Annotated in this window: 20 protein-coding genes; 12 read left to right on the top strand and 8 right to left on the bottom strand. The window is 67.8% G+C overall.

Annotated features, from left to right (window positions below; all coding sequences use genetic code 11):
• Positions 1 to 11: 11 nt before the first annotated feature.
• Positions 12 to 1235: an MFS transporter gene (locus ACNH6H_RS23625; protein WP_418321471.1), complete on the bottom strand. Its 1224-nt coding sequence runs from the start codon at positions 1233 to 1235 to the stop codon at positions 12 to 14.
• A gap of 112 nt (positions 1236 to 1347) precedes the next feature.
• Entirely contained in the window at positions 1348 to 1956 is a 609-nt protein-coding gene (locus ACNH6H_RS23620) for a glutathione S-transferase (protein ID WP_418320720.1), read from the bottom strand.
• A 140-nt stretch (positions 1957 to 2096) separates the two neighbouring features.
• On the opposite strand from ACNH6H_RS23620, the gene ACNH6H_RS23615 reads away from it, so the two are divergent.
• The 6 genes from ACNH6H_RS23615 (at position 2097) to aroQ (ending at position 8227) form a co-directional block, all read left to right on the top strand.
• Positions 2097 to 3374: an ABC transporter substrate-binding protein gene (locus tag ACNH6H_RS23615; RefSeq protein ID WP_418320719.1), complete on the top strand. Its 1278-nt coding sequence runs from the start codon at positions 2097 to 2099 to the stop codon at positions 3372 to 3374.
• Between the two features lie 25 nt (positions 3375 to 3399).
• Complete coding sequence (locus tag ACNH6H_RS23610; RefSeq protein WP_418320718.1) at positions 3400 to 4314, top strand: carbohydrate ABC transporter permease; 915 nt, start codon at positions 3400 to 3402, stop codon at positions 4312 to 4314.
• On the top strand, positions 4311 to 5147 hold the full coding sequence (locus tag ACNH6H_RS23605) for a carbohydrate ABC transporter permease (RefSeq protein ID WP_418320717.1): 837 nt from the start codon (positions 4311 to 4313) through the stop codon (positions 5145 to 5147). The genes ACNH6H_RS23610 and ACNH6H_RS23605 overlap by 4 nt, the downstream gene beginning before the upstream one ends.
• Positions 5148 to 5153: 6 nt before the next feature.
• On the top strand, positions 5154 to 6290 hold the full coding sequence (locus ACNH6H_RS23600) for an ABC transporter ATP-binding protein (protein WP_418320716.1): 1137 nt from the start codon (positions 5154 to 5156) through the stop codon (positions 6288 to 6290).
• Between the two features lie 58 nt (positions 6291 to 6348).
• Positions 6349 to 7704, top strand: coding sequence for an NAD(P)/FAD-dependent oxidoreductase (locus ACNH6H_RS23595; protein WP_418320715.1), 1356 nt, complete (start codon positions 6349 to 6351; stop codon positions 7702 to 7704).
• 64 nt (positions 7705 to 7768) lie between these two features.
• The gene (gene aroQ / locus ACNH6H_RS23590; RefSeq protein ID WP_418320714.1) at positions 7769 to 8227 is read left to right on the top strand and encodes a type II 3-dehydroquinate dehydratase; all 459 of its coding nucleotides are present in this window, start codon (positions 7769 to 7771) and stop codon (positions 8225 to 8227) included.
• 16 nt (positions 8228 to 8243) lie between these two features.
• Here the strand turns inward: aroQ and ACNH6H_RS23585 are convergent, their stop codons facing one another.
• Entirely contained in the window at positions 8244 to 8750 is a 507-nt protein-coding gene (locus ACNH6H_RS23585; RefSeq protein WP_418320713.1) for a DUF3016 domain-containing protein, read from the bottom strand.
• Positions 8751 to 9015: 265 nt separating this feature from the next.
• Here ACNH6H_RS23585 and ACNH6H_RS23580 point away from each other — a divergent pair, with 265 nt between their 5' ends.
• The 3 genes from ACNH6H_RS23580 (at position 9016) to ACNH6H_RS23570 (ending at position 11332) form a co-directional block, all read left to right on the top strand.
• On the top strand, positions 9016 to 9285 hold the full coding sequence (locus ACNH6H_RS23580) for a hypothetical protein (protein WP_418320712.1): 270 nt from the start codon (positions 9016 to 9018) through the stop codon (positions 9283 to 9285).
• Between the two features lie 80 nt (positions 9286 to 9365).
• Complete coding sequence (locus tag ACNH6H_RS23575; protein ID WP_418320711.1) at positions 9366 to 10055, top strand: alpha/beta family hydrolase; 690 nt, start codon at positions 9366 to 9368, stop codon at positions 10053 to 10055.
• A 77-nt stretch (positions 10056 to 10132) separates the two neighbouring features.
• Positions 10133 to 11332, top strand: coding sequence for an acyl-CoA dehydrogenase family protein (locus tag ACNH6H_RS23570; RefSeq protein ID WP_418320710.1), 1200 nt, complete (start codon positions 10133 to 10135; stop codon positions 11330 to 11332).
• 2 nt (positions 11333 to 11334) lie between these two features.
• On the opposite strand, the gene malQ is transcribed toward ACNH6H_RS23570, so the two are convergent.
• Positions 11335 to 13527: a 4-alpha-glucanotransferase gene (gene malQ, locus ACNH6H_RS23565; RefSeq protein WP_418320709.1), complete on the bottom strand. Its 2193-nt coding sequence runs from the start codon at positions 13525 to 13527 to the stop codon at positions 11335 to 11337.
• Positions 13528 to 13627: 100 nt separating this feature from the next.
• On the opposite strand from malQ, the gene ACNH6H_RS23560 reads away from it, so the two are divergent.
• Together ACNH6H_RS23560 and ACNH6H_RS23555 are read left to right on the top strand one after the other, a co-directional pair.
• Positions 13628 to 14278, top strand: a complete 651-nt coding sequence (locus tag ACNH6H_RS23560; protein ID WP_418320708.1) for a glutathione S-transferase — start codon at positions 13628 to 13630, stop codon at positions 14276 to 14278.
• 40 nt (positions 14279 to 14318) lie between these two features.
• Complete coding sequence (locus ACNH6H_RS23555; RefSeq protein WP_418320707.1) at positions 14319 to 14828, top strand: GNAT family N-acetyltransferase; 510 nt, start codon at positions 14319 to 14321, stop codon at positions 14826 to 14828.
• A 19-nt stretch (positions 14829 to 14847) separates the two neighbouring features.
• Here ACNH6H_RS23555 and ACNH6H_RS23550 read toward each other — a convergent pair whose 3' ends face one another.
• From ACNH6H_RS23550 to ACNH6H_RS23540, 3 genes are all read right to left on the bottom strand, one after another.
• On the bottom strand, positions 14848 to 16059 hold the full coding sequence (locus ACNH6H_RS23550) for an MFS transporter (RefSeq protein ID WP_418320706.1): 1212 nt from the start codon (positions 16057 to 16059) through the stop codon (positions 14848 to 14850).
• Positions 16060 to 16107: 48 nt separating this feature from the next.
• A complete protein-coding gene (locus ACNH6H_RS23545) occupies positions 16108 to 16740 on the bottom strand; it encodes a glutathione S-transferase family protein (protein ID WP_418320705.1) in 633 nt (210 codons plus the stop codon).
• Positions 16741 to 16843: 103 nt separating this feature from the next.
• Entirely contained in the window at positions 16844 to 17167 is a 324-nt protein-coding gene (locus ACNH6H_RS23540; protein WP_418320704.1) for a hypothetical protein, read from the bottom strand.
• A 130-nt stretch (positions 17168 to 17297) separates the two neighbouring features.
• Between ACNH6H_RS23540 and ACNH6H_RS23535 the strand changes: the two genes are divergently transcribed.
• Positions 17298 to 18191, top strand: coding sequence for a CAP domain-containing protein (locus tag ACNH6H_RS23535; RefSeq protein WP_418320703.1), 894 nt, complete (start codon positions 17298 to 17300; stop codon positions 18189 to 18191).
• Positions 18192 to 18218: 27 nt separating this feature from the next.
• Here the strand turns inward: ACNH6H_RS23535 and mdeB are convergent, their stop codons facing one another.
• On the bottom strand, positions 18219 to 20924 hold the full coding sequence (gene mdeB / locus ACNH6H_RS23530) for an alpha-ketoglutarate dehydrogenase (RefSeq protein WP_418320702.1): 2706 nt from the start codon (positions 20922 to 20924) through the stop codon (positions 18219 to 18221).
• Between the last annotated feature and the right edge of the window lie 54 nt (positions 20925 to 20978).

Genomic DNA, 20978 nt, shown 5'->3' with positions numbered 1-20978 from the left:
CGCGCGGCGCATCAGCCGCTCCGACCGGACTGCCCATCCGACTCGATGCGGTCGCGCCTGGCCAGGCTCGGAAACAGCCGGATCCAGCCGAGGGCCACCAGCATCGTGCCGACGCCGCCGACGACGACCGATGCGACCGGCCCGATCAGCGCCGCGGTCGCGCCGGATTCGAATTCGCCGAGCTGATTGCTCGCACCGATGAAGATGGAATTGACCGCACTGACCCGGCCACGCATCACGTCGGGCGTTTCGAGCTGTACCAGCGTCTGCCGTATCACGACGTTGATCATGTCGGCGCCACCCGATATCGCCAGCACCACCATCGAGAGGAGAAAGCTGCGCGACAGGCCGAATACCAGCATGCACAGCCCGAATGCGGCGACCGACGTCAGCAGCACCGGCCCGACGCGGCGCTCGATCGGCCACCGCGTCAACGCGATCGATACGACGAGCGCACCGACGGCCGGCGCGCTGCGCAGCAGTCCGAGCCCCCAGGCTCCGGTGTGCAGGATGTCCTTCGCATAAATCGGCAGCAGGGCCACCGCGCCGCCGAGCAGCACCGCGAACAGGTCCAGCGACACCGCACCGAGCACCACCTTGCGCCGCCAGATGAAATCGATGCCGGCCAGCAGCGTCGCCAGGGTCACCGGTTCGCGGGCCGGCGGCACATGCCGATAGCCGAGCCGGCTGACCAGCCCGCTGGCGATCAGGAACAGCAGCAGACAGACCGCATAGACGACGTGGATGCCGGCAACGAACAGCAGCCCGGCCAATGCCGGGCCGCCGATGATTGCCGACTGCAGGCCGGCCGAACTGAAGGCCATCGCCCGCGGCAGCAGGCGTGGCGGCACCAGCATCACGCTGAGCGCCTGTTGGGCCGGCATCTGGAAGGCGCGCACCGCACCGAGCACCACGGACATCAGCAACAGCAAGGCCCTGAACTGCCCCACCCGGTCCGCTGCGTCGGCGGGTGGCTGCAGCCACGTCGAGACAAACAGCAGCAGCGCGACCAGCCCCTGGACGGCCAGGCAGACAGCGAGGATGCGGCCCCGATGATGGCGATCGACGACATGGCCGGCCCACAGCGCCAGCAGCAGCGCCGGCGCGAACTGGTACAGACCGACCAGACCGAGGTCCCAGGCGCTGTCGGTCAGCTCGTACATGTGCCAGGCGATCGCGACCATCAGCATCTGCATCGCGATGGTGCCGGCGAGCCTGGCCAGCCACAGCCGCATGTAAGGCTTTTGCTGCAGCAGCTCGGCCAGGCCCGGCGCCGGCCCGGCGGGTGCGGCCGGGCCGGCGCTCACCGCTGCACCAAGGGCAATGCAGCGGCGGGCGGTTTTTTCTTCAAGCCAGCGCCCAGCTCGCGCTCATCGCCGGCCGTTGCCCGAAGTCCGCATACCAGCCCGCGACCTCGGGAAAACGGTCCCGCCAGCCGAGGTCGGCAAAACGCAAGTCGAGGTACCACAGCGCGCAGCCGACGGTGATCGCACCGATGTCGACACGGCCGTCGAGCGACGCGATGTCGGCGTCGAGGGCCGCCAGCGAGGTCTCGATCTTGTCGAGCTGGCCGGCCTTCCAGTCGGCCCAGCGCAGCGCCTCTGGACGCACGTGGTCCTCGTAACGCGCCAGGATCGCCGCATCGAGCATGCCGTCGCCGAGCGACTGCAGCGTCAGCGCGGTCCAGCGCTCGTTGCCGACGGCCGGGAACAGCTTGCCGCCGCCGAGGCCGTCGAGGTATTCGCAGATCACCCGGCTGTCGAACAACACCTGGCCGTCGTCGGTGAAAAAGGTCGGCACCTTGCCGAGCGGGTTGCTGGCGACGATGTTGCGGTCGCGGTTGATCGGATGCGCGCTCGACGCCAGCAGTTCGATGCGGTTGTCGAGCCCGTGCTCCCTCGCAACGACGAGGCATTTGCGCACGAATGGCGAAAAAGGCGAGAACAGGATCTTCATGGCGGGACTGGTTGCGACGTGGTGATCGGTCGGCCGCTGCAGGCAGCGGGGCTGGCGCATCGTAAACCGCACTTGCCGGCATTTCAGGCCGTACCGAGGCCGGGCCGCTGAAACGGCGCGAAGGCGGTATAGATTCAGGCATGCAGACAACATCTTTCTCGATCGCCGCGCGCCTGACCGCCGCCCTCGCCACGGCGATCGGCATCGCCGGCGCGGCGCAGGCGGCAACGCTGACGATCTCGTGCGGCTCCAATGCCGCCGATCTGAAATTCTGTGCCGGTTTTGCCGAACGCTGGGGCAAGGCGAATGGCCACGAGGTCAGGATCTGGTCGGCGCCAGCGAGCAGCACCGACAACCTCGCGCTGCTGCGCCAGCAGTTTGCCGCGCGCTCGTCGGACATCGACGTCGTGATGATCGACATCGTCTGGCCCGGCGTGCTGAAAGACCACCTGGTCGACCTGAAGCCGTACAGCGGCGGCGCCGAGGCGCGCCATTTCCCGGCGATCGTCGCGAACAATACGATTGGCGGCAAGCTGCTCGGCATGCCGTGGTTCGTCGACGCCGGCCTGCTCTACTACCGCAAGGACCTGCTCGACAAATACCGGCTTGCCGTGCCGAAGACATGGAATGCGCTGGCGGCGGCGGCGAAGCAGATCCAGGACGGCGAACGTGCGGCCGGGTCGCCGGATTTCCATGGTTATGTCTTCCAGGGCAAGGCCTATGAAGGCCTGAGCTGCAATGCGCTCGAATGGATTGCGAGTTTCGGCGGCGGCCGCATCGTTGATGAATCTGGCCGGATCACGATCAACAACCCTCGCGCGGCGAAGGCACTCGATACCGCTGCCGGCTGGCTCGGCAGCATCTCGCCGCCCGGCGTGCTGAACCATGCGGAAGAGGATGCCCGCGGCATCTGGCAGACCGGCAATGCGGCCTTCATGCGCAACTGGCCGTATGCCTGGTCGCTGGCGCAGGCCGATGACAGCCCGATCAAGGGCCGGATCGGCGTCGCGCCATTGCCGGTCGGCGAAGGCGGGCGGCCGGCGGCAACGCTCGGCGGCTGGCAGCTCGCGGTATCGCGTTATTCGCAACACATCGAGGCCGCCGCGGCGCTCGCGATGCACATGACCAGCGCCGAGGTACAGAAGCAGCGCGCCGTCGAAGGTTCGTACAACCCGACGCTGCCGGCGCTGTACCAGGATGCCGACATCCTTGCCGCCAATCCCTTCATGGCCGAATTGCTGCCGGTCTTCACCGATGCGGTCGCGCGCCCGGCCACCGTCACCGGGCTCAAATACCCGCAGGTCAGCCAGGCGTTCTGGGACGCCAGCCACGATGTGTTGTCGGGCAAGCGGAGCGGCGCCGAGGCGGTGAAGCGGCTCGAAGGCAAGCTGCGCCGCATCAAGCGCCGCGGCTGGTAAACCGCATGCGCCGCCGGTCGCAACGATGAACCCGCGGACACGAACCGCGTGGCTGTTCCTCGCACCGATGCTGGTTTTATTGGCCGCCGTTGCGGCCTGGCCGCTGGCGCGTTCGGTCTGGTTCAGCTTCACCGATACCAGCATCAACGACCTCGCGGCCGGCAGCTTCATCGGCATCGAAAACTATGTCGGTGAATTCGGCCTGTTCGGCAATGCGTACTACGCCGACGGCTTCTGGGCCAGCGACTGGGGCACGTCGATCCGCAACACCTTCCAGTTCGCGGTCGTCTCGGTGCTGCTCGAGACGCTGGCCGGTCTCGGCGTCGCGCTGCTGTTGAACCAGGAATTCCGCGGCCGTGCGATCGTTCGCACCGCGGTGCTGGTGCCGTGGGCGATCCCGACCATCGTCTCGGCCAAGATGTGGGGCTGGATGCTGCACGACCAGTTCGGCGTGATCAACCAGCTGCTGGTCGACTGGGGACTGATCGCGAGCAAGATCGCGTGGACCGCCGATCCGGCTTATGCGCTCTGGACAGTGATCGCGGTCGACGTCTGGAAAACGACGCCGTTCGTCGCGCTGCTGATCCTTGCCGCGCTGCAGACGCTGCCGAAGGACTGCTACGAGGCGGCCCGCGTCGACGGCGTGCATCCGCTGCGCGTATTCTGGAAAGTGACGCTGCCGCTGATCAAGTTCCCGCTGCTGGTCGCGGTGATCTTCCGCCTGCTCGACGCCTTGCGGATCTTCGACCTCATTTATGTGCTGACCGCGAACAGCAGCAGCACGATCTCGATGTCAGGGTACGTGCGGCGCGAGATGATCGCCAACGGCAACGTCGGTTTCGGCTCGGCCGCGTCGACCTCGCTGACGCTGATCATCCTGTTCGCGGTGCTGCTGTTCATCCGCGCGTCGCGGCTGCGGCTGTCGGCGGGGCCGGCATGATGCGGCGCCCCTTGCTCGGCAGCATCGCGCTGTATGCAGCCGCGCTGCTGGTCGTCGTGATCGCGGTTTATCCGCTGCTGTATGCGATCGCGACCTCGCTGAAAACCGGCAATGCCTTGTTCAGCACCGATCTGTGGCCGCAGCAACCGACCCTGCGCAACTACATCCAGCTGTTCGAAGGCCGCCAGCCGTTTGGCCGCCATCTGCTCAATTCGATGCTGGTCGCGACCGTCACCGTCGCGTTGTCGATGCTGCTGGCGGTGACCGCGGCCTATGCGCTCGGCCGGATCCGTTTTCGCGGCAAGGCGGTGCTGCTGCTGACGATTCTGGCGGTCTCGATGTTTCCGCAGGTCGCAGTGTTGTCGGGCATGTTCGAGCTGATGCGTTCGCTCGGCCTGTACAACCGCGCGATCGGCCTGGTCGTGCCGTATACCGTCTTCACGCTGCCGTTCACGGTCTGGATCCTGACCAGCTTCATGCGTGGGCTGCCGGTCGAGTTGGAAGAGGCGGCGATCCTCGACGGCTGCGGGCCGCTGCGCATCGTCTTCCAGGTCTTTCTGCCGCTACTGGCGCCGGCGCTGGTGTCGACCGGCCTGCTCGCCTTCATCGGCGCGTGGAATGAATTCCTGTTTGCGCTGACCTTCGTCGCCGATGATCACGAGCGGACGGTGCCAGTCAGCATCTCGCTGATCACCGGCGCAACCGCCTACGAGGTGCCGTGGGGCAGCATCATGGCCGCATCGGTGATCGTCACGCTGCCATTGCTGCTGCTGGTGCTGGCCTTCCAGAACCGCATCATCTCCGGCCTGACCGCTGGTGCGATCAAAGGCTGACGAACCATGTCCAGCGTCACGTTCAAGCAGGTCAGCAAAAGCTTCGGCAAGTCCGTGCCGCTGACGATCAACGACCTCAGCCTGTCGATCGCCGACGGCGAGTTCTGCGTGTTTGTCGGGCCGTCGGGTTGCGGCAAGTCGACGCTGCTGCGGATGGTCGCCGGACTCGAATCGGTCAGCAGCGGCGATATCGAGATCGCCGGCCGCCGCGTCAACGACCTGCCACCGGCGCAGCGCGGTGTCGCGATGGTATTCCAGAGTTATGCGCTGTATCCGCACATGACGGTGGCCGAGAACATGGCGTTCGGCCTGCGCCGGTTCGGCGCGAACCGGGCCGAGATCGAGGCCAAGGTGCGCCATGCCGCCGAGATCCTGCAGCTGACGCCGTTGCTCGACCGGCTGCCGAAGGCCTTGTCGGGCGGGCAGCGCCAGCGCGTCGCGATCGGCCGCGCGATCGTCAAGCAGCCGCAGGTCTTTCTGTTCGACGAGCCGCTGTCGAACCTCGACGCCGCGCTTCGCGTTCAGACGCGGCTCGAGATCGCGAAGCTGCACGCCGACATCGGCAACGCGAGCATGGTCTATGTGACGCACGACCAGGTCGAGGCAATGACGCTGGCCGACCGCATCGTGCTGCTTCGCGCCGGCAGCGCGGTCGCCGAACACGGCAGCGTCGCGCAGGCCGGCACGCCGATGGACGTTTATCACCGGCCGCGCAACCGCTTCGTTGCCGAGTTTTTCGGCAGCCCGAAGATGAATATCCTGCCGGGACGGCTGCTGCGCGCCGAGGCCGACCATGCAATCGTCGACTTGTTCGGCAACGAGGTCGTCGCCGCGGTCGATGCGCGCCGCGCAGCCGCCGGCGATGCGGTCTGGCTCGGCATCCGGCCGGAACACCTCGGCGTCGATCGCGATGGCAACGCAGCAGCGCTGCGGCTGACGCTGCGGCAGATCGAGCGGCTCGGCGACAGCTCGCTGCTGCACCTTGCGGCCAGCGATGACGCGCCACTGGTCACGTTGCGCGTCGACGGTGCGGCGAGCGACCGCCCAGGTGCGGCGCTGGCGCTGCGCTTGCCGGCCGAATGCTGTCACCTGTTCGATGCCAATGGCGATGCATTTCCGCGCACGGTGCAGCTGCCGAGTTGATATATCGCCGCCGCGCGGCTTGCGGCGAAAATGCCCGTTCCTCGACTCGCAACGCCCCATGTCAGCATCCCCGCAGAACAGCCCGTCCACCCCACACCGCATCGTCATCGTCGGCGGCGGCGCGGGCGGGCTCGAACTGGCGACGCGGCTTGGCGACACGCTCGGCCGCCGCGGCAAGGCCGAGGTCACACTGATCGAGAAGACGCGCAGCCACCTGTGGAAACCGAAGCTGCATGAAATCGCGGCCGGCAGCATGGACATCGGCGACAACGAGGTCGACTACCTTGCGCAATCGCACTGGCACCACTTCCGCTACCGGGTCGGCGAGATGACCGGCATCGACCGCGAGCGCCGCGAGGTGCTGGTTGCACCGTATTTCGACGACGAGGGTGAGCAGGTCACCGAGCAGCGCAGCTTCGGCTACGACACGCTGGTCATCGCGATCGGCAGCCAGACCAACGATTTCGGCACACCCGGCGTCGCCGAACATGCGATGCGGCTCGAATCGTCGGCCGATGCGCTGCGTTTCCACACCCGGCTGGTCAATGCCTGCATCCGCGCCCATGCGCAATCGACGCCGCTGCGGCCCGAACAGTTGCACGTCGCGATCATCGGCGCCGGCGCGACAGGCGTCGAACTGGCCGCCGAGCTGCACCGCACGACGCGCACCGTCGTCGCCTACGGCCTCGACCGCATCGATCCCGACAAGGATATCCAGGTCAGCGTGATCGAGGCCGCGCCGCGCGTGTTGCCGGCGCTGCCGGAGCGACTGTCGACGGCAACGTTGGGCCTGCTCGAGGAACTCGGGGTCGCGGTGCACACCGGCGCGAAGGTCGAGGAAGTGGTGGCCGGCGGTGTCAGGCTCGACGACGGCCGGCTGCTGCCGGCCGAGCTGATCGTCTGGGCCGCTGGTGTCAAGGCGCCCGAGGTGCTGAAGGACATCGGCGGGCTCGAGACCAACCGCATCAACCAGCTGGTCGTCGAGCAGACGCTGTGCACGACGCGCGATGAGAACATCTTCGCGTTCGGTGATTGCGCCGCCTGCCCGTGGCCGGAGTCGGCCGGCGCGAAGAAACCCGACGCCACCGTGCCGCCGCGCGCCCAGGCTGCGCACCAGCAGGCCTCGCACATGGTCAAGCAGATCAGGCGGCGCCTCGCCGGCAAGCCGCTCGTCGACTACCGCTACCGCGATTTCGGCTCGCTGGTGTCGCTCGGCGAATACAGCACGATCGGCAACATGATGGGCGGTCTGATCGGCGGCAGCCTGATGGTCGAAGGCCTGTTCGCGCGGCTGATGTACCAGTCGCTGTACAAGATGCACGAACTGGCGCTGCACGGCTGGATCAAGGTGTCGCTCGACACGCTGGCCCGGCTGATCGTGCGGCGTACCGAGCCGCATGTGAAACTGCATTGAAGGCCGGTCCGCCGAGCAGGCATCATCGCGGCACCGCCATCCCCATCACCAACAGGTCCAGGCCATGAAGATCCTCGTGCTCAACGGCGTCAACCTCAACATGTTCGGCAAACGCGACCCGGCGCAATACGGCACGGTCACGCTGGCCGAGATCGACGAGCGGCTGCGCAGCCTGGCGGCCGAACTCGGCGCCGAGGTCGAGACCTACCAGACCAATATCGAAGGCGAGATGTGCGAACGCATCCATCGCGCGCACGGGGACGGTATCGACGCGGTGCTGATCAATGCCGGCGCCTGGACCCACTACAGCTATGCGGTCCGCGATGCGCTGGCGATCCTGACGTGCCCGATCGTCGAGGTGCACATGTCGAATATCCATGCGCGCGAGGAATTCCGCCACCATTCGGTGATCGCCGGCATCGCGCGCGGCCAGATCGCCGGCTTTGGTGTCGACAGTTACCTGCTCGCGCTGCGCGCGGCGGTTTCGGCGCTAACGCCAGACCAGGCCGGCAAGCCGGCCTGAGCAGCGGCGCCAGCCGTCAGTTCAATGCCGCCTGCTGCGGGGCAAACGTCGCGCGGAACCAGCGCTCGAGCATCTGCTTCTCGTGGTGCAGCGGTTCCGTGCCACGCAGATGGCCGACGCGCCGGCTGTAGTCCATGTCGGCGACGGTTTCGCTGCCGCTCTTCACGAGCTTGCCGTTGACGAGCAGCGAATAACGCAGGCCGATTCGCGGCCAGTCGGCGCCGCCTCTGACGATGCGCAGATCGGTGCCGGTCGCACGCGACGGCCTCACCCAGCCGGCCAGGTCGACATCGACCACGTCGATCCGCAACTCCTCCCCGGCGCGCAGATGGCGCTCGCCGAGGCGCTGCAGATGCTGGCCCAGCTCGCGCAGATTGTCGCGCTCGCCCCAGCGCGTGGTACCGGCATCGGTATAGGTGTCGGGTGCTATCCAGTCGACCTTGACGGTACCCGCGGCAGCCACCGGTGCGACCAGCAATGCGCACACGGCACCGAGCAACAGTTGATGCGGAAGACGTTTCATGCAGCCTCCTGGTGCGGGCGGAAACGCCGCCCTCTCTGATGCAGCTTGACGATGCCATTCTGAACCTGCTGTTCTTCGGAATCGGCCAGCAACTGCGCTCGGCTCAGGGGTATCGCCGCCGGATTCGGCCGGCTTTACACACCCTTAACCAAGCAGGGTCAACTCGGCTGCGCGGCGCCCCGTTTTTTTCAGCATGGCGCCGGCATCGATGGCCGCGCCCCCACCGCGCGACCGCGACCGCGCTGATTCCGACAAGGAGACCACGATGGCCCATTCGCCCGCCCCCCACCCGCCGCGCCGCACTCGTTTGCGTCGGCTCGGCCAGCTGGCCTCTGCATCCGCCGCGCTGGCCTTGCTTGCCGGCTGCGTCGTTGCACCGCTGCCAGGCCACCATGGCGGCCACCATCCGCGCGGCGCCGTTTATGTCGCGCCGACCCATGCCTCGCCGGGCCATGGTTATGTCTGGGGCCACCACCACCGCCGCGGCTGGGGCTGGCGTCATCCTCACCGCGGCTGGCACCGCGGTTGGCGCTGAGCGGCTTCGCTGATCAGACCTGAACCGCTGCGCCGACACGCCGGCGGCGCGGATTGGCTCCGAGTTGCTACGATGCGGCGATGGAGCCAAAACAAGCCGAACCGCTGTCGATCCTTGTCGAGCCCGGCTTGTCGGTCAGCGCGCTGCTGCTGAATCCGTCTGCCGCGAAGGCCTGCTTCGTTTTTGCCCATGGCGCCGGCGCCGGCATGCAGCATGCCTTCATGCAGGCGTTTGCAATCGGTCTGGCCGAACGCGGCATCGCCAGCCTGCGATACCAGTTTCCGTTTCTCGAACGCGGATCGCGTCGGCCGGATCCGCCGGCGCTGGCGCAGGCAACGGTGCGTGCCGCGGTGGCCGCAGCGGCCGAGCATTGTCCGGACCTGCCGCTGATCGCCGGCGGCAAATCCTTCGGCGGCCGGATGAGTTCACAGGCGCAGGCGGCCGAGCCTTTGCGATCAGTCAGCGCGCTCGCCTTTGTCGGGTTTCCACTGCACCCGGCCGGCAAGCCGGCGATCGACCGCGCGCAACACCTCGAGCACGTGCAGCTGCCGATGCTGTTTCTGCAGGGCACGCGTGACGAACTGGCCCACCTCGAACTGCTGCAGCCGGTGATCGACAAGCTGGCGCCGCGCGCGACGCTGGTCGTCGTCGACGATGCCGATCACTCTTTCCACATCCGCGCCCGCAGCGGCCGCACCGACGCGCAGGCGATGGCGCAGATGCTCGATGCCTTTGCCGAATGGGCCGCCGGCGTCACCAAGGAGACTTGAAGCGGCGCGCGATCCGGTGATACTGAAATCCCGGCGACGCTGGTCGGTCGGGCCCCGTCAACGACACGAACATCGCCATGAGCCAATCCGCCAACGCTGCCGCGCCCGATCGTCTGGCGCGCGGTCGCGACATTGCATCCCGGGTCGAAACCTTTGTCCGCCAGCAGGTCGTTCCGTATGAACGGGATCCGCGCGCCAGCGACCACGGTCCGAGCGAAGACCTGGTCGTCGAACTGCGCGACCTCGCCGCAGGCGCCGGCCTGCTGACGCCGCATATCCTCGACGACGGCAGCCACCTGTCGCACCGTGAAACCGCGCTGGTGCTGCGCGCATCGGGCCTGTCGCCGCTCGGCCCGGTGGCGCTGAATACGATGGCGCCCGACGAAGGCAACATGTTCCTGCTCGGCCGGGTCGCCAGCGACGCACAGAAAAAACATTTTCTCGAGCCGATGGTCGCCGGCACCGCACGCTCGGCATTTTTCATGACCGAGCCGGCCGACGAAGGTGGCGCCGGGTCCGATCCGTCGATGCTGAAAACGACGGCAACGCCGGACGGCGACGGCTGGATCATCAACGGCCGCAAGGCCTTCATCACCGGCGCCGACGGCGCCAAGGTCGGCATCGTGATGGCCCGCACCGATGCCGGCGCAACGATGTTCCTGGTCGACCTGCCCGATCCGGCGGTGCGCATCGAACGCGTGCTCGACACGATCGACAGCTCGATGCCCGGCGGCCATTCGATCGTCGCGATCGACAAGCTGCGCGTATCCGGCGGCCAGGTGCTCGGCGAGGTCGGCGCCGGCTTCAAATATGCACAGGTCCGGCTGGCGCCGGCACGGCTGACACACTGCATGCGCTGGCTCGGCGCCTGCACCCGCGCGCACGAGATCGCCTGCGACTATGCGGTGCGCCGGCAGGCCTTCGGCAAGCCGCTGATCGAACATGAAGGGGTCGGCTTCATGCTGGCCGACAATCGCATCGACATTCAACAGTGCGCGGTGATGATCGACTGGTGTGCCGACGTCCTCGATTCGGGCGCGCACGGCACCGTCGAATCGTCGATGACGAAGGTCGCGGTATCCGAGGCGCTGTTCCGCATCGCCGACCGCTGCGTGCAGGTGATGGGTGGCACCGGCGTCAGCCGCGACACGATCGTCGAGCAGGTCTTCCGCGAGGTCCGCGCCTTCCGCATCTACGACGGCCCGACCGAGGTGCACAAATGGTCGCTGGCACGCAAGATCCAGTCGGAGACCGTCAAGCGGCAGTCGGCCGCCTGAATTCAGCCCGGCGGCGAGGCCCGTGCGCTGCGGATCGCATCGGCGAGCTGCCGCACCGCCGGGTCGCCGAAGATCTCGGCGGTCGTGTGCTGCAGCTTGCGCCGCCAGTTCGGATGCTGGTCGACGGTACCTGGCAGGTTCATCTGCTCGACCTCCGCGGCAAGATCCTCGATCTGCACCAGCAGCAGCTTGGCCGGCGCCTTCGCCAGGTACATATGGGCCGCCTCGACCAGTTCGGTGAACGAAGTCGGCGGCGCCGAGCCGTTGCGGCGATGCCAGTCGTCCAGACCGAGCGCATCGACCAATGCGGCGAGCAGGCCGGCCCGGTAGGCCCGGTCGTTGGCAGCTTCCTTTTCACCGGGATAAAGGCCCAGCCTGACACGCCAGTCGAGGTCGCGGCTGGTCCATAAACCGGCCAGCGTCGGCAGGTCGTGGGTCGAGACCGCGGCGGCGGCGAGTTCCGGATAACGCGCTGGTGGCAGGAACGGGCCGTCGCCGTCTTCGCGTTCGAACATCAGCACCCGGTACGACAGCAGCCCGCGCCGCTCGGCATCCTCGCGGAACCCGTCGGGCACCGTGCCGAGGTCCTCACCGACGACGAGGCAGCGATTGCGGTGGCTTTCGAGCGCGATGATGCCCATCAGCTGCTCGAACGGATAGGCGACATAGGCGCCGGCCGGCGCACCCATGCCGTGCGGCACCCAGTACAACCGCTTCAGCCCGAGCACATGGTCGATCCGCACCGCGCCGGCATGGCGCATGTTGGCGCGGATCGTCGCGATGAAGGCGGCATAGGCGCTGCGCCGCAGCGCCTGCGGGCTGAACGGCGTCAGCCCCCAATCCTGCCCCTGGATATTGAACAGGTCCGGCGGCGCGCCGACGGTTGCGCCATCGACCAGCAGACTCTGGTCTCCCCAGGCCTCGCCGCCATTCGGATCGACGCCGACCGCCAGATCGCGGTAGACGCCGGTGTCCATGCCGGCCTCGTGCATCGCCTGCGCCTGCACGCCGAGCTGGCGATCCGCCTCCCATTGCAGCCAGGCCGAAAACTCGACCGCCCGTGCCTGCTCGGCGGCAAACGCCTCGACCTCCGGCGAATCCGGGCGGCGGTAGGCTTCGGGCCAGCTGTGCCACGAGATGCCCTTGCCCTGCTCGACAAAAAACCGGTGCAGCGCCTCGAAGCGGGCAAAGCGGGTCAGCGCCGGCCCCCACATCGCGCGGAATTCGGCAAATGCCGCGGCGCGTTCGTTGTCCGCTTGCCGTTCGCGGCGGCTCGCAAATTCATCGAACAGCAGTTCGAGCACCTGCAGCTTCAGGCCCCACACCGCTTCGTGGTCGACCAGTTCGCTGCTGCGCACCGCATTCAGCCTGGCCTGGAAATCGTCGCTGTCGACGAGCGCCCTCGCCGCACTGCACGATGCGAATTCGGGCACCGCCTCGACATCGACGTAGATCGTATTCAGGAACACGCGGCTCGACGGCGAATACGGGCTCAGGTGACGCGGGTTGGCCGGAAACAGCGCGTGCAGCGGGCTCAGCCCGATCGCCGAGACGCCGAAGGGCGCGGCCGCGGCCGCCAGTTCGCCAAGGTCGGAAAAATCGCCGATGCCCCAGTTGCGCGCCGAACGCAAGGCATACAGCTGCGCCGTGATGACCCAGTCGCGGCGCTGTTCACGCTCCCATGCCGGTGGCGTGTAGGCACGTTGCGGCGCGACGATCAGCGCGGCCGCCGCCTGTTCGCCGGCGCACGACACCTGCAGCCGGTGGTAGCCGAGTGGCAAACCGGCCAACGGCACCCGCAGCGTCGCAAAGACGCGGCGATTCGCCGGTGCAGCTGAGGCTGGGCGCAGCACACCAGTGCCACTGATCGCTTCGCCGGCTTCCAGCTCGATGCGCCAGTCGAAGGCTTCGCCGGCGGCGGCGTGTCCGTGCCAGGCTGTTTCCAGCGCATCCGGATCCGAAGTCACGAAGACCGGGTCGAGCTGGTCGGCCATGCGGTCGAGCTCGGCCAGCGCCTGTCTGGCCTCGGCATTTGTCGCCGCCGGATAACCGGATGTGGCACACAGCGCCCTCAAGGTGTCGTCGCCGACGATGCGCCAGTCGCCGGATGCCGACCGGTATTTCAATGACAGGCCAAGCCGCTCGGCCAGTTGGTGCAAGGCATCGGCGGCCTCGTTCTCTGTCGTTGTCTGCATGTTCACCAGTGTCGCTGCAATGGCGCTTCGAGTCGACGCCCCGGTTTAAGTTCGCGTCGCCGCGGCGCGACGCATGGTCCGGCAGAATCGGGGCGCGACCATGTTGCCGATCCTCTACTCGTTTCGCCGCTGTCCGTATGCGATCCGCGCCCGCATCGCGCTGCGCAAGGCCGGAGTTGCGGTTGAGCTGCGCGAGGTCCAACTGCGCAACAAGCCGCGCGAGATGACCGAACTGTCGCCGAAAGCAACCGTGCCAGTGCTCGCGCCAGGCGACGGCAGCGTGATCGACGAAAGCCTCGCGATCATGCGTTGGGCGCTGCAGCACAACGACCCGGCGAACTGGCTGGCCGATGCCGACACGCCGACCAGCCGAGCGCTGATCGAATGCAATGATGGCGCTTTCAAGCAGGCGCTCGATCGCTACAAATATGCAGAACGGTTTCCGCAGGAACCGCCGGCGGCCCACCGCGCCGTGGCCGAGGCGGCGCTGATCGAACACACCGAGTCGTTGTTGCAGCAGCAGCCGTTTCTGGCCGGCATGCAGCCGGGATTTGCCGATGTCGCGGTTTTTCCGTTCATCCGCCAGTTTGCCGCGGTCGATACCGGATGGTTCGAGCAGTCGGCGTGGCAGGGAACCCGGCGCTGGCTCAACGGCTGGCAGCAAAGCGCCGATTTTCTCGACGTGATGGACAAGTTCGAACCCTGGGCACCCGGACAAGTGCCGGTGGTATTCGGTCCGGCGCGTCGATGACAATGCCGGCCACGACGTGGCAGCGGAACGAGGTGGTTCGATGAATATTCCTGAACTGCAGACCGAACGGCTGCGCCTGCGCGGATTCCGGCGCAGCGACATCGATGCCTATGCGCAGATCTGCGCCGACCCCGAGGTGATGCGCCACATCGGCAACGGCGGGCCGGTCGGGCCTGACATCGCGTGGCGACAGATGGCCGGCATGCTCGGCGAATGGGCTTTGCATGGGCGCGGCATGTGGGCAATCGAACGTCGTTCGGACCGCCGGCTGATCGGCCGGGTCGGCCTGATCGAGCCGCTTGGCTGGCCGGGCTGCGAACTCGGCTGGCTGCTCGAGGCAGCAGCGTGGGGCCAGGGTTATGCGTTCGAGGCGGCCCGCGCCGCGCGTGCCTTCAGCCGCGACGCCCTCGGTGCCGGCACGCTGATCAGCCTGATCCGCGCCGACAACACGGCATCGAACCGGCTTGCCGAACGGCTGGGCGCGCGCTGCATCGGCGAAGTCGATTTTCTCGGCAGCACGATCCCCTGCTGGCAGCATCCGGACGATTGAGCCGGGCTCGGCCAGCGGCTCAGCCCTCCTTGGTCCAGCGGCTACCGAGCATCCACAAGGTCCAGACCAGCGGCAAGGCCAGCACCGCATAGGCGATGCCGAGCGATCCGGTCAACGCACCGACCTGGCCGAACAGCGGCGGGCCGATCACTACCGCGACATAGGTGAAAAACAGGCAGCCGGCGGTTGCCGTGGCCGCCTGCTCGCGGCCGGCGACGCGGGCAACGGTGCCAAGGTAGACACCGTTCCAGCCGATTGCGGTCGCACCGTAGATGGCCAGCAGCACCAGCACCGGCAGCGCCGGCGTCTGCGGCGTCAACAGCGCCATCAGCACGCCGGCGAGCGCCATCGCGGTGGCCAGCGCCAGCAGCAGCCGGCGCGGCCCGTCGTGCAATCGATCCGCCAGCCCGCCCCAGACGACCCGACCGACGACGCCGCCGGCCTGCGAGATCGACAAGGCCGCACCGGCACTGACCAGCGACCAGCCGAGATCAGCGGTCAGAAAACTCACCAGGTAGGACGTGACCGCGACCTGCACCGTCGAAAAAACCAGCGTCGCCAGCGCAATCCGGCGCAGGATCGGGTGCGCCAGCACCGACAGCACCGGCGCCGCGATCACCGCCGCCGACGGCAACGGCGCCGACGGGTCGCGCGCGCCATCGAGGCCGGCGCGCAGCCACTGCGCGAGCGCGATGCCGGCCAGGCACAGCAGCGCCATCTGTGCCAGCGCAATCGTGCTGCCGAACGCCACCAGCACACCCGGCACCATCAATCCGGCGAGCGCTCCGCCGGCCGGCACGCCGGTCTGCTTGATCGAGAAGATCAGCGCGGTGCGCTCGGGCGGCGTCGTGCGTGCCAGCATGTCGGAGCTGGCCGGCGTGATCGGCCCATAACCAAGACCGATCAGCAGCGCGCCGGCCACCGCGGCAGCGAGGCTCGGCACGGCAACCAGCAGCAGGCCGAGCGCACTCAGCAGCAATGCGATCTGGCTGGTCCGGATCGGCCCGAGGCGGCGCACCAGCGCGGCACCGAACTGGCTCGATACCGCGGCCGCGCCATAAACCAGCGCGACATAAAAACCGACCGCGACCGCGCCGAGCTGCAGCGCCTCGAGCAGGCGCGGTGCGGCCACCGCCGGCGCGATCACCGCCGCCGACGACGCAGCCTGCACCAGCATCGTCACCGGCAGCGTCGCGTGGCGGTGCAGTGCCGGCGGTGCGGCGGCCGTCACCGCGCCGTCGGCTCGCGGCCTCGCGGCGCAGCCGGGTTGCGCCGCTGATCAGGCACTGCGTTTCGTGCTGTTGATCCGCTCTTCGTTGATCCGGTCGGCGCGCTGCGCGGCTGGCCGCGAATGGGTGCGGCCGACATAGTCCTCGAAGACCGGACGTTTCGGTATCGTGCCGAACATCATTCCCCAGCCGAGCTGAGCGCCGAGGTAGACATCGGCAGCGGAAAAGCGCTCGCCGCAGACATACGGACCGGGCTGCAGCGCGGTCTCGAGCACGTCAATCGCCTCGTCGTAGCTGCCGAAACCGACCATCGAACGTTTGCCTTCGGGCACCTGCCAGCCGAGCGTCTTCGCGGTCACCGCAGCTTCGAGCGGCCCGGCGGCAAAAAACAGCCAGCGGTAGAACGCGGCCCGCGCCGGATCACCGGGCAGCGGAATCAGCCCGGCATCGCCGAACTGGTCGGCCAGGTAGGCGCAGATCGCCGCCGCCTCGGTGACGACGACATCGCCATGCTGCAGCGCCGGCACCTTGCCGAGCGGATTGACGGCGAGAAATTCGGGGGTGCGCATCGCCTCGCCGTACTCGAGCCAGACCGTGCTGTACGGCTGGCCGATTTCCTCGAGCATCCAGTGGGCGATGCGCCCCCGCGACATCGGGTTGGTATAAAAAATCAGCTGACTCATCGCGCAAACCTCCGAGTGGCCATCGTCCGGCGCATGCTACAGGCAGCGCCGGACGCATCCGGCAATCGGCAAGGCCAGGGCGAGGACAGGATGGCAGTGCGCGTCAGCGGCGCGGCTCCTCGTCCGACGCCTCGCCGCTCAGTGGTGCGCCGATCGCGCGGCCGAGCGATTCGAGGGCCGATTCGTCTTCCGGCGTCTTCTCGTCGGCGCGTTTCGCCGCATCGGCCTTGCCATCCTTGTCCGTCGCCTTGTCGCGCGCTGCGTCGCCACCGCCGGGCGACTGGTCGCGCCGCGTCGCAGCCGGTGTTGCGGTCGACGCCTTGTCGTTGCGCAGCGCCGAATCGGCGGTCTGTGGAATGCCGCCGACATCGCCGTCGCGCTGCGGCGAGGTCGTGGCAGATGGGGCCTTGTTCTGGTCGTCGTTCATCGTCACCTCACGCTTGGTTGATGTTGCGGCGGCCGGTCCACGATGGAACCATCCGTCGCTCCGTTGCACTCACCCGGGTGCCCTTCGCCGACAACGCAGCGATGTTCCCGTCCGCAGATCGATCCGACCGATGACCCCGAGTTCCCGCCGATTCACCCGCCGCCCGACCCTGCGCCACCTCGCCGGGCCAGTGCTGCTGACGGGCCTGCTGGCAGCCGCGCTGCCGGCGAGCGCGATGGAGGGGTCGGCGAAGCAACTGGTCGGGCTGATCAACGACTACCGCAGCAGCGAGCAGACCTGCGCCGGCAGCTCGACGCCGGCGGCCGGCCCGCTGGCGCCCGATGACCGGCTTGCCGCAGCGGCAAGCGGCGCCGGCAACGACATGCTCGATCGGCTGAAGGCGAACGGCTACCAGGCCGAACGGGTGCAACTGATCGAGGTCGGCGGCCCGCCCGATGCCGAATCGACGATGCGGGTGCTGGCGCAGAACTACTGCCGCGCGTTGTCGAATTCGCGCCACGCCGAAATCGGTGTGTCGCAGCAGGGCAAGCGCTGGCGGATCGTTTTTGCGCGGCCGCTGCTGGCGCCGGATCTGGCCGACTGGCCGCAGGCCGGCCGGCAGATCCTCGACCTGGTCAACGACGCGCGCAGCAAGCCGCGCCGCTGCGGCGACGAGCGGCTGCAGCAGGCGCCGCCGCTGCGCTGGGACGGCAAACTCGCGAAGGCCGCGCTCGGCCACAGCCGGCAGATGGCCGACGACAACTTTTTCAGCCACAGCGGCAAGAAGGGCGGCAAGGTCAGCGACCGAGCCGAAGCCGCCGGCTACAGCTGGCGGCGGGTCGGCGAAAACATCGCCAGCGGCCAGGGCTCGACCGATGCCGTCGTCGCCGCCTGGCTCGCGAGCCCAGGCCATTGCGCGAACATCATGAATCCGCGCTTCACCGAAATGGGCGCCGCCTATGCGGTCAACCCGACCAGCGACACGACGATCTACTGGACCCAGGTGTTCGGCACGCCGCGCTGAGCATCGGCGCGCGGCGCGAGCAACCGATCAGCGGCTCCAGGCGGCGGGTTCGTCGGTTGCGATGCGGTAACGCTCGATTGCCTGCGCGCAGACCGAGCGCTCGATGCTGCCGGCATCGGCCAGTGCGGTCAGCGCCGACAACACGATCTGCTGCCGGTCGACCTCGAAGAAGCTGCGCAGCGCCGCCCGCGTATCGCTGCGGCCGAAACCGTCGGTGCCGAGCACGGTGACCGGCGCGTCGAGGTAGGCGGTCGCGAGCTGCGGCCATGCCCGCACATAGTCGCTGGCAGCGACGACCGGCTGCTCGCCGCCGAGGCACTGCTGCAGATGACTCTGGCGCGCCGTCTCGCCCGGATGCAAGCGGTTCCAGCGTTCGACCTCGCGCGCTTCGCGGGCCAGTTCGGCAAAACTGGTCGCGCTCCAGACCTCGCTGTCGATCTGCCAATCGTCGCGCAGCAGCTCGGCGGCAGCGATCACCTCGCGAAGAATCGTCCCCGACCCGACCAGCCGCAGCTCCGGCCCGCCGGTTCCGGCGCCGTAGCCGCCGAGCCGGTACAGGCCCTTGACGATGTCCGCATGGATCTCGTCGGAGACCGTCGGCTGCGCATAGTTTTCGTTCATCAGCGTGACGTAATAGAAAACGTCGCGCTGTTCCTCGAGCATCTGCCGCATGCCATGGTCGAGGATGACGGCAAATTCGCCGGCAAAACACGGGTCGTAGACGCGGCAGTTCGGGATCGACGCGGCCTGCAGCACGCTGCTGCCGTCCTGGTGCTGCAGCCCTTCGCCGCCGAGTGTCGTCCGGCCAGCGGTCGCGCCGAGCAGAAAGCCGCGTGAGCGCTGGTCGGCCGCGGCCCAGATCAGGTCGCCGACACGCTGGAAGCCGAACATCGAGTAGTAGATGTAGAACGGCAGCATCGCCTGGCCGTGCACCGAATAGCTGGTCGCCGCGGCCGTCCAGCTGCTGATCGCGCCGGCCTCGCTGATGCCCTCCTCGAGGATCTGGCCATCGGTCGCCTCGCGGTAGCTCATCAACGAGCCGATGTCCTCCGGTTCGTACTGCTGGCCGCTGCTCGAATAGATGCCGACCTGCTTGAACAGATTGGCCATGCCAAAGGTGCGCGCCTCGTCGGCGACGATCGGCACGACGCGCGGGCCGAGTGCCTTGTCGCGCAGCAGGTTGGTCAACATGCGCACGAAGGCCATCGTCGTGCTCATCTCCTTGCCGGCCGCCTTGGTCGCAAATTCGGCATAGGCGCTCAGCGCCGGCACCGGCACCGCATCCGCGCTGCCGCGGCGCTGGGGTACCGGCCCGCCGAGCGCGGCCCGCCGCGCGTGCAGGTACTGCATCTCGGCGCTGTCGTCGGCCGGCTTGAAGAAGGCGAGCGAGGTCGCCTGCTCGTCGCTCAGCGGCAGGTCGAAGCGGTCGCGGAATTCGAGCAGGTCGTCGGCATCGAGCTTTTTCTGCTGGTGCGTCGTCATCCGGCCCTGGCCGGCCGTGCCCATGCCGTAACCCTTCTTCGTCTGCGCGAGGATCACCGTCGGCCGGCCGGTCGTGCGCGCCGCCTCGTGGTAGGCGGCGTGGATCTTCACGAGGTCGTGGCCGCCGCGCTTCAGGCGGTCGATCTGCTCGTCGGTCAGGCCCTGCGCGAGTGCGGCGAGCTGCGGGTTCTGGCCGAAAAAATGCTCGCGGTTGTAGCGGCCGTCCTTCGCGGCAAAGGTCTGGAACTGGCCGTCGACGGTGCCGGCAAAGGCCTCGGCGAGTGAACCGTCGGCATCGCGGGCAAACAGGCCGTCCCAATCGGAGCCCCAGACCAGCTTGATCACCCGCCAGCCGGCGCCGGAAAACAGCGCCTCGAGCTCGTCGATGATTCGGCCATTGCCGCGCACCGGGCCGTCGAGCCGCTGCAGGTTGCAGTTGACGACCCAGATCAGGTTGTCGAGCTTTTCGCGTGCGGCGAGCGTCAATGCGCTCATGCTTTCCGGCTCGTCCATTTCGCCGTCGCCGAACACACCCCAGACCTTGCGGCCAGAACCCTTCGCCAAGCCGCGGTGCTGCAGGTAGTGCATGAAGCGCGCCTGGTAGATCGAGCTGATCGGGCCGATGCCCATCGAGCCGGTCGGGAACTGCCAGAAATCGGGCATCAGCCACGGGTGCGGATAACTCGACAGGCCGCGTGCGCCGGCGGCCAGCGCACCGAGTTCCTGCCGGTAATGCGCGAGATCGGCCTCGCTGAGCCGGCCCTCCAGAAACGCGCGGGCGTAGACGCCGGGTGCCGAATGCGGCTGGTAGAACACCAGGTCGCCGCCGCCGCCATCGGCATTGCCGCGGAAGAAGTGGTTGAAGCCGACCTCGAACAGGTCGGCGGCGCTGGCATAACTCGCGATGTGGCCGCCGAGTTCGCCGTAGGCCTTGTTGGCTCGCACCACCATCGCCAGCGCATTCCAGCGCATGATCGACGCCAGCCGCTCCTCGATTGCGAGGTCGCCCGGAAAAACCGGCTGCCGGTTCGCCGGAATCGTATTGACATACGGCGTGCCGTGTACCGGCTGCCAGCCGATCGCCGGATCACGCGCGATCAGCGCCATCGCGTCCATCAGCTCGCGTACCCTGGCCGCGCCGCCAGCCTGCAGCACCGACATCAAGGCATCGCGCCATTCGGCGGTTTCGATCGGATCGCTGTCGGCCTGCCGCCCGGCAGCAAGATGGGTCTGGATCATCGGGTCGCTCATCACGCAGTCTCCTTCAGCATCTACTCTAGCCGGGCCGGCCCGGCAGATGGTTGC

Source organism: Pseudideonella sakaiensis (assembly GCF_048320135.1).
Lineage (GTDB): Bacteria > Pseudomonadota > Gammaproteobacteria > Burkholderiales > Burkholderiaceae_C > Ideonella_A > Ideonella_A sakaiensis_A.
This window is presented reverse-complemented; position numbering and strand designations above follow the sequence as displayed.